Annotated in this window: 6 protein-coding genes; 2 read left to right on the top strand and 4 right to left on the bottom strand. The window is 65.9% G+C overall.

From position 1 onward, the window contains the following. Positions 1 to 415 (top strand): tetratricopeptide repeat protein (locus tag AC16XC_RS04250; RefSeq protein WP_484033399.1); only part of this gene is annotated, 415 nt, incomplete at its 5' end. On the opposite strand, the gene AC16XC_RS04255 is transcribed toward AC16XC_RS04250, so the two are convergent. Further along, entirely contained in the window at positions 412 to 2,043 is a 1,632-nt protein-coding gene (locus AC16XC_RS04255; RefSeq protein WP_484033400.1) for an MFS transporter, read from the bottom strand. The two genes, AC16XC_RS04250 and AC16XC_RS04255, sit on opposite strands and share 4 nt — an antisense overlap. Before the next feature lie 311 nt (positions 2,044 to 2,354). On the opposite strand from AC16XC_RS04255, the gene AC16XC_RS04260 reads away from it, so the two are divergent. Then, positions 2,355 to 4,499 carry a putative bifunctional diguanylate cyclase/phosphodiesterase gene (locus AC16XC_RS04260; protein ID WP_484033401.1) on the top strand — a complete coding sequence of 715 codons (2,145 nt, stop codon included), beginning with the start codon at positions 2,355 to 2,357 and terminating at the stop codon, positions 4,497 to 4,499. 27 nt (positions 4,500 to 4,526) lie between these two features. On the opposite strand, the gene AC16XC_RS04265 is transcribed toward AC16XC_RS04260, so the two are convergent. The 3 genes from AC16XC_RS04265 to AC16XC_RS04275 form a co-directional block, all read right to left on the bottom strand. Continuing rightward, on the bottom strand, positions 4,527 to 5,078 hold the full coding sequence (locus AC16XC_RS04265; RefSeq protein ID WP_484033402.1) for a hypothetical protein: 552 nt from the start codon (positions 5,076 to 5,078) through the stop codon (positions 4,527 to 4,529). A 61-nt stretch (positions 5,079 to 5,139) separates the two neighbouring features. Continuing rightward, a complete protein-coding gene (locus AC16XC_RS04270; protein WP_484033403.1) occupies positions 5,140 to 7,017 on the bottom strand; it encodes a TIR domain-containing protein in 1,878 nt (625 codons plus the stop codon). After that, on the bottom strand, positions 7,014 to 7,369 hold a 356-nt coding region (locus AC16XC_RS04275; protein WP_484033404.1), incomplete at its 5' end, for a tetratricopeptide repeat protein. The genes AC16XC_RS04270 and AC16XC_RS04275, both read right to left, overlap by 4 nt.

Consider the following 7,369-nt stretch of genomic DNA (forward strand, 5'->3'; position numbering starts at 1 on the left):
GGAGATCGTGGCGATGGCCGAAGGCGGCTTCCCGGCCGATACGCTGATCACCCTCGCCGCCGAAGTGGCGCGCGGCCGGCTGGCGCTCGAAACCGGCAATGCCAAATCCGCGATCGGCCATTTCGCCAAGGCGGCCGAACTGCAGAAGCTGGTCCCCTATACCGAGCCGCCCTACTGGTACTACCCGGTCACCCAGTCGCTCGGCGCGGCCTATTACGCCGCTGGCCAGTTTGCCGAAGCGCGCGACGCCTTCCGCGCGGCGCTGGTCGAAGCGCCCAATAGCGGCCCGGCGCTGTTCGGCCTGGCGCGGACCGAGCGCAGGCTCGGCAACCGGCTCGAGGCGCAGGCGGCGGAAGCCGCGCTCGGCAAGGTCTGGATGGGCGAGGACGGCTGGCTCAGGATGGACCGGATCTAGGCGGTTCGCGATCCGCCCCGGTCGACGGTCCTGAGGTCGATCCCGCGGGTTTCGGCGCAGTAGAGCAGGCCGAGCGCGAGGCCCACCACCACCGGCCCCGCGATCATCGCCGCGGCGAGGCCGAGCGGCGGCGTGAGCGCGGCAATGCTCAGCCCCTGTGCGGCCAGCCCGCCGCCCTTGGTGCAGGCGGCGATCCAGCCGGTCGCCCGCCCGCGAATATGCAGCGGATAGCTCTCCGCGGTATAGGGCAACAGGATCGCCAGCATCGCATTGGTGCCGATGATGAGGAAGGCGAGGATCGCGACCGGCGGGAGCGCCAGCCCCACCGTATCCATCGCCAGCACGCCCACCAGCCCGATCCCGGTGATCGCGGTCGCGGCGAGCAGCGAGCCCTTGGTGCTCCAGCGGCTATAGAAGAAGGCCACCACGAACACGGTCGGGAAGGCGACCAACGCCGATTGCGCGATCAGCTTCGAGGCCGCCGCCATCGGCAGGCCGCGTTCGACCAGTGCCGCGGGGAGCCATAGCAGCAGCCCGAAATTGACCAGCCCCCAGCCCAGCGCCAACGTGGTGAGCGCGGCCGACTTGCCGCGGAACCCGCGCATCCAGATGCCGCCCTTGGGCCGCTCGGCTCCGTGTTCGGGATCGAGATGGAGCGGCGCAAAATCGACGTCCTCCTCTTCCACGCCATGGGTGTGGCTGGTGGTGCCGAAGCGCGCCATCGCCTTTTGCGCCTCGGCCCGGCGCCCGCGCGCGAGCAGGAACTTGGCGGATTCGGGGATCAGCCGGCCCATCGCCAGCAGGATCAGCCCGGTCGGCAGGTTCAACAGCCACAGGATCCGCCAGCTGAAAATCGGTTCGAGCCACGAGGAAAACCCGCTCGCCGCGACATAGCCGCCGGCCGAACCCAGCCCGCCGACCAGCACCAGCGCCCAGCCGCGATGCTTGCTCGGCATCACTTCGGCGAGGAGCGCATAGGTGACCGGCAGCATCCCGCCGGCCGACATGCCCATCAGGAAACACATGATGATGTTCCAGGTGAGCGAGGGCATCGCGCCGCAGATCGAAGTGCCGACGAACATCACCGCCGACAGCATGATCGTCGCCTTGCGGCCGTAGATGTCGGCCATGATCCCCCAGAAGATCGAGCCGGTGACGGTGCCCGCGAGCGCGGCGAACGGCACCAACGCGGCGACCGACCGGTCGACGCCGTATTCGGCGGTCATCCCCGGCATGATGAAACCGAGCGAGGCGGGCTTCATGATGTCGATGATCAAGGCCACCACCAGCACCGCCATCAGCTGCCAGTGCGCGCGCTGGAGCGGCGCGTCCTCGGGCGCGGCGACGCTGATATGGCGCGAGGCGGCGACCTGCTCGGCCACCCGCTTGGGCAACAGGCCCCAAGCCGAAAGCGCGACCCCGCCGAGGATCATGTACATGCCCGCGATCATGCCGGGATCCATCGGCATCCCGGCCATCCGGAAGCCCATGTCGCGGCCCATCCAGAACATTGGCAGGTGCAGCAATACGCCGGCTGTTACCGCTACCACCCCGAGCGCGAAGAGCCACACGCTCGACCGGTCCTTCAGCAATTGGTCCATCTCGATCCCCCGCCTCGCGAATCGCATGGCGAACGGGCCGTTACAACCGGAGAAACCGTTTAGCCACCGAAAGAATCGCCATCGCGGATAGGACGTGCGGCGCACCCCCAGGACTCCTGTTCGGCAGGAACAGCCAGGGATTCTACCTGGCGTCGGGGCGTGCATTTCCCGGCGATTGCATGGCTACCGGCCCGTTAACTGTTTCTAAGCGGTTAAGCTGGCATGAGACCTTGCACGAGGCAGTAAAACTGCCCGGTCTGAGAGGGGTCGGACATTTGGCATTGGGTTTTCTCAAGGATTCCGGGAAGTCCCGGCGGATGGAGGCACCGTCCGCAAAGGTGGCTTCCAGGGTAAGCCGGCGGGATGTGCTCGACCAGATCGAGGCGGTCGGGGTCGGCTGCTTCTGGGCGACCGACAAGGACGGCAGACTCAGCTACCTTTCGCCACAGGGCCTGTCGCTGCTCGGCAAGGCCGCCGACCCGATCGGCAAGCCGCTGACCGAATTCTTCAGGGATGCCCATCACGAAGGCGGCGGCAAGGGCCAGCGAACCCTCGGCTTCCAGCTCAGGGCCCATTCCAAGATCGAGAACCAGGTGGTCGAAGTGGTGCCGGACAACGGCCCGCCACGCTGGTGGCGGCTCTATGGCCGGCCGCTGGTCGACAACCGCGGCAGTTTCCACGGCTATCGCGGCAGTTCGATCGACATCACCCCGGAATACCAGCGCCAGCTCGAAGCCGAGCAGCAATCGCAATACGACGTGCTCACCGGGCTCGCCAACCGCCGCCGGATGGCGGAACGGCTGAAATCGATCCTCGACGCATACAAGCTGGCCAAGCGCAGCTGCGCCTTGATGATGCTCGATCTCGACCGCTTCAAGCAGGTCAACGATACGCACGGCCACGCGGCCGGCGACGAGCTCTTGAAGCAGGTCGCCCAGCGGCTGCAGGCGGTGGTCAAGGACAGCGGCGAGATCGGCCGGCTGGGCGGCGACGAATTCCAGGTGATCCTGCCCGACATGGACGACCGCGGCGCGCTGGCGGACCTTGCCGCCCGCATCATCCAGATGCTCTCGCAGCCCTATTCGCTCGCCGGCAAGCGCGCGATCATCGGCACTTCGATCGGCGTGGCGATCGCCCCCTATGACGGGATCGAGAGCGACGAGCTCAACATCGCCGCCGACATGTCGCTCTATGCCGCCAAGTCCGCGGGTCGCGGCGTCTATCGCTTCTATTCGGCCGAGTTGAAGGAAGCTTCGGCCAACCACCACCGGATCGAGGAGGAACTGCGCGACGCGCTGGCCCGCGGCGAGCTGCAATTGAGCTACCAGCCGCTCGTCGACCCGAAGGACAATTGCGTCAAGGCGTTCGAGGCGCTGATGCGCTGGGAGCATCCCGAACTCGGCAATGTCAATCCCGGCCTGTTCATCCCGATCGCGGAGAAGAGCGACCTGATCATCAAGCTGGGCGAATGGGCGCTGCGCCAGGCCTGCATGGATGCGGCGCAATGGCCCGACGGCCTGCAGGTCGCGGTCAACGTCTCGGCCCGGCAATTCATGAACGAGGACCTGCCCAAGGTCGTGGTTTCGGCCCTGTCGAAAAGCGGTCTCGACCCCTCGCGGCTCGACCTCGAGATCACCGAGAGCGTCTTCGTCGGCGATGTCGAGGCGGTCGACAAGATGTTCGCCACCTTGAAGAAGATCGGCGTGCGCCTCTCGATGGACGATTTCGGGACCGGCTATTCCTCGCTCGGCTATCTCAACCGCGCGCCGTTCGACAAGATCAAGATCGACCAGAGCTTCGTGCGCGGCTGCACAGAAAGCGGCAACACCAACCCGGCGATCATTTCCGCGATCGTCGCGCTCGCCCAGGCGCTCGGCATGGAGACCGTCGCCGAGGGCGTCGAAGCGATGGACGAGCTCAAGCTGGTCTGCGATCGCGGCGCGTCGCTGGTCCAGGGCTACATCTATTCGAAGCCGCTGACCCAGGATGAAGTCCTGCGCCGGCTCGAAACCGGCAAGCTGGTCTTCACCCCGTCGGGTCCGCCGCGCTATCGCGCCGACCGCAAGACCCTGTTCCGCAAAGTCGGCCTGATCCACGAGGATCATTATTACACCGTCATGCTGCGCAATCTCTCCAAGACCGGGGCCTGGATCGAAGGCCTCACGGGCGTTCCCAAAGGCACCACATTCGTGCTCGACCTCGGTTCGGGGCAGCTGGCGGTGGCCAAGGTCGCCCGCTCGAAGGATGCGGGACAGGGCCTCAAATTCGAGACCGAGCTGATCGAGGACGGGACCGACGGGCTAATGACCCGCCACCGCGTCTCGCCCTATGAGCTGGCCTCGGCCGGCATGCCGCTCGCGGCGCTGCCGTCGGGCTATTACCCGCTGGCCGACCGGATGATGCAGAGCAAGAGCCCGCGCGCCTTTACCGAAGTCGAGGTTGCGAGGGAAAAGGTCCGGCTCGACGCCTCGCCGGGCGCCTGAACCACCCGGGCGGATCACCGCCGGGGATCAGCCCCCGTGGACATGCACGTCGTTGCCCGAATGGCGCTTCAGGATTTCGACCGCGCGCGCCTCGTCCGCCGCGTCCCAGGTCCGCACCCACAGCAGCAGCCCGCCATGTTCGATCTGGCGTTCGATATGGCGTGCATGGTGATCGCCGACCATCTTCGCCAGCACCGCGCCGAACGCTCCGCCCGCGCCCCCGGCGGCAACCGCCCCGGCAATCGCGGCGGCCAGCGTGCCGCCCGAGGAGAGCACCAGAATCGTCGCGAGGGTCGCCGCGACATAGAGCGGTGCGCCGATTAGCGCGCCTTCCGCTTCGCCGATCGATTCCCGCGCGACATAGGCGATGCGCGGAACCTCGGGATCGTCCTCCAGTTCGGTCGCCTTGCGGTATCTGTGCCCGAGCTTTTCCTCGACCGCGTGCTCGCCCGCCAGGAGGCTGATTTCGGCCCGGTCGAAGCCATTGCTGAGCAGTTCGTCTATCGCCTGTTCGAGGTCGTCGGCATTGCCGAACACGGCAACAGCCTCGCGCGGTGAAGTCGTCTGATTCTCTGTCATGGCCGTTGATTAGCTTTTCCGCCGCCCCGTGCAAAGGACAAGGGTGGAGCAGTTGCGCCGCTCAAGGAGTCACCAGCTCGAAATCGTCGTCGCCCACCGGTCGCGCGAAATCGCCCCAGTTCCCGCTCTTGCGCCAGTGATCGGGAAGGCCAAGGTCGATCACGATCTGCTTGAAGCGCGGATCGCGGCGCATCGGCGCAAAATTGGGATGCCACAGGTCCATGAGAAAGGTGCCGGCAAGCTCCAGGATCGCCAGGCGCAAGGCGGCAAGGGCGAGGTCGAAGTCGCCGAAATAGGCCGCCCAATGCGCGATCCCGTCCATCACCAGGACCGACCTGTTGGCGGGATTTTCGAACGCATCGCGCAGGATGCCAAGGGCCTGCTTTGGATCGTCGATCGCTTCGGCCAGGGCAAGCGCATAGGGTTGTCGCTGATCCTGCTCGTGCGCATTGAGCAGGAACCGCTGCTTCAGCCGGGCATGGTCCTTCAGCGCCATCATCCTGGCGCAGGCCTGCCATTCGAAGGTCGCCCGCGATCCTGCAAAATCCTTGGTCTTCTCGTATTCCGCATCGGCTTCATCGAGCCGGCCGGCACAATCGAGCGCGAATTGCAGGGCCCAGGAGGCGCCAACCGAGAGCGGATCGGCATTGGCGACCTTGCGCTGCTGGTCGACCGCGGCATTGGCCCGGCCGAGCACGAGCAATGCGGTGCTGTGCGCGGTCCAGTTGTTGTCCTGCAGTTCCTCGAACCGGCTGATGCAGTCTTCCACCTTCTCCCAGTCGTGCCTCGCCAGGCTCAACTGGGTCGTGCTCGCGACGACATCGGGCAAGCCGGGGGCCAGGCTGGCCGCCCGGTCGATTGCCTGGTCGATCTCATCCTGCGAAATGTCGGCCCTGCCCGGGAACAGGGAGCCCACGACCATGAGGTTGCTGGCGAGGCCGGCCCAGGCCATCGCGAATTCGGGGTCGAGTTCGAGCGCCTTGCGATAGGCGCCGATCGCCTTGCGCATACTGGCCGGGATCATCGTCGCGCGCAGCGCACGGGCGCGGATGTAATGATCATAGGCCTCGGCGCTCTTGGTGAGGCGGACTTCGATCGCCTTCTTTTCCGCCGGCAGCAGCTTGAGCTTGAGCACCCCGACAATCGCTTCGGAGATTTCGTCCTGGATATCGAAGATATCGGCCAGCTCGCGGTCGTAGCGCTCGGCCCAGACATGCCCGCCGGTCGCGCCGTCGATCAGCTGGGCGGTGATCCGCAGCCGGTTCCCGGCCTTGCGCACGCTGCCTTCGAGGACATGGGTCACCCCGAGCTGGCGCGCGACATCCTTGATATCGACATGCTTGCCCTTGAAGGTGAAGGCGGTGTTGCGCGCGATCACCATCAGCGCCGAGACCTTGCTGAGGTCGGTGATGATGTCCTCGGTGATGCCGTCGGCGAAATATTCCTGCTCGGGATCGTTCGACATGTTGGCAAAGGGCAGGACCACGACCGAGGTCTGGCCGGGCTTCCCCTGGGGGGATTCGGTGGCGGGGGCCGGGACGTCTTTCCCGACGAAGCTCCGGACATGGCCCAGGAATGCCTGCCAAGCCGCATCGTCGGTATCGCCCCGCCAGTGCGAGAGCTCGGCGGTCTGGACCAGTTCGAACATGATCGGACGTTTGCACGGCTCGATCATTACCGGCAGCAGCGTCTTGTTGCGTTCGGCCTCGGTCGCTTCGGCGCGGACCCAGCGGGAGACCACCGACCGCGGCGACCACAGGACGACGACTGCCTTGGCGTTCGACAGGGCTTCCTCGGTGACCTGGTCATAGGCCTCGCCGCTGCGCAGCGACACGTCCCACCAGACCTCGAACCCCTCGGCCGCGAAGCCGTCGGCGAAATGCTTCGCCCGCGCGGCATCCTCGCGGTTGTAGCTAAGGAAGATGTCGGGACTGCTCATTCGGGGAAACCCGCGGCAACCAGGGAATCGACCCACAGCTGCCGGTTCAGCGCCGTAGCCTTGAAGAACAGGTCCATCAGCTTGGTGCTGGTCAAACCGGGCATTTGTTCCTGCAGCTTCACGGCTATCGCCCTGGCATCCTCCATCCGATCGAGATTGACCAGCAGGATGATCCCCTGCGCCAGCACCACGATCCAGTCTTGCCGCATGGAATAGGCCCGCTCCCACACCGGCAACGCTTCGTCCCAGCGCTCCTGCGCCATCATCGCCATCGCCAAAGCGTGCAGGAACACGCCGAGGCCAGGATCAAGCGGATTGTGGCGGATCGCCCGCTCGACGTAGACAATCGCTT

It is taken from the genome of Candidatus Andeanibacterium sp. (genome assembly GCF_057143545.1).

Coding starts and splice junctions, on each gene's coding strand:
- AC16XC_RS04255 (WP_484033400.1), bottom strand. CDS start 2,043: ATGCGATTCGCGAGGCGGGGGATCGAGATGGACCAATTGCTGAAGGAC.
- AC16XC_RS04265 (WP_484033402.1), bottom strand. CDS start 5,078: ATGACAGAGAATCAGACGACTTCACCGCGCGAGGCTGTTGCCGTGTTC.
- AC16XC_RS04270 (WP_484033403.1), bottom strand. CDS start 7,017: ATGAGCAGTCCCGACATCTTCCTTAGCTACAACCGCGAGGATGCCGCG.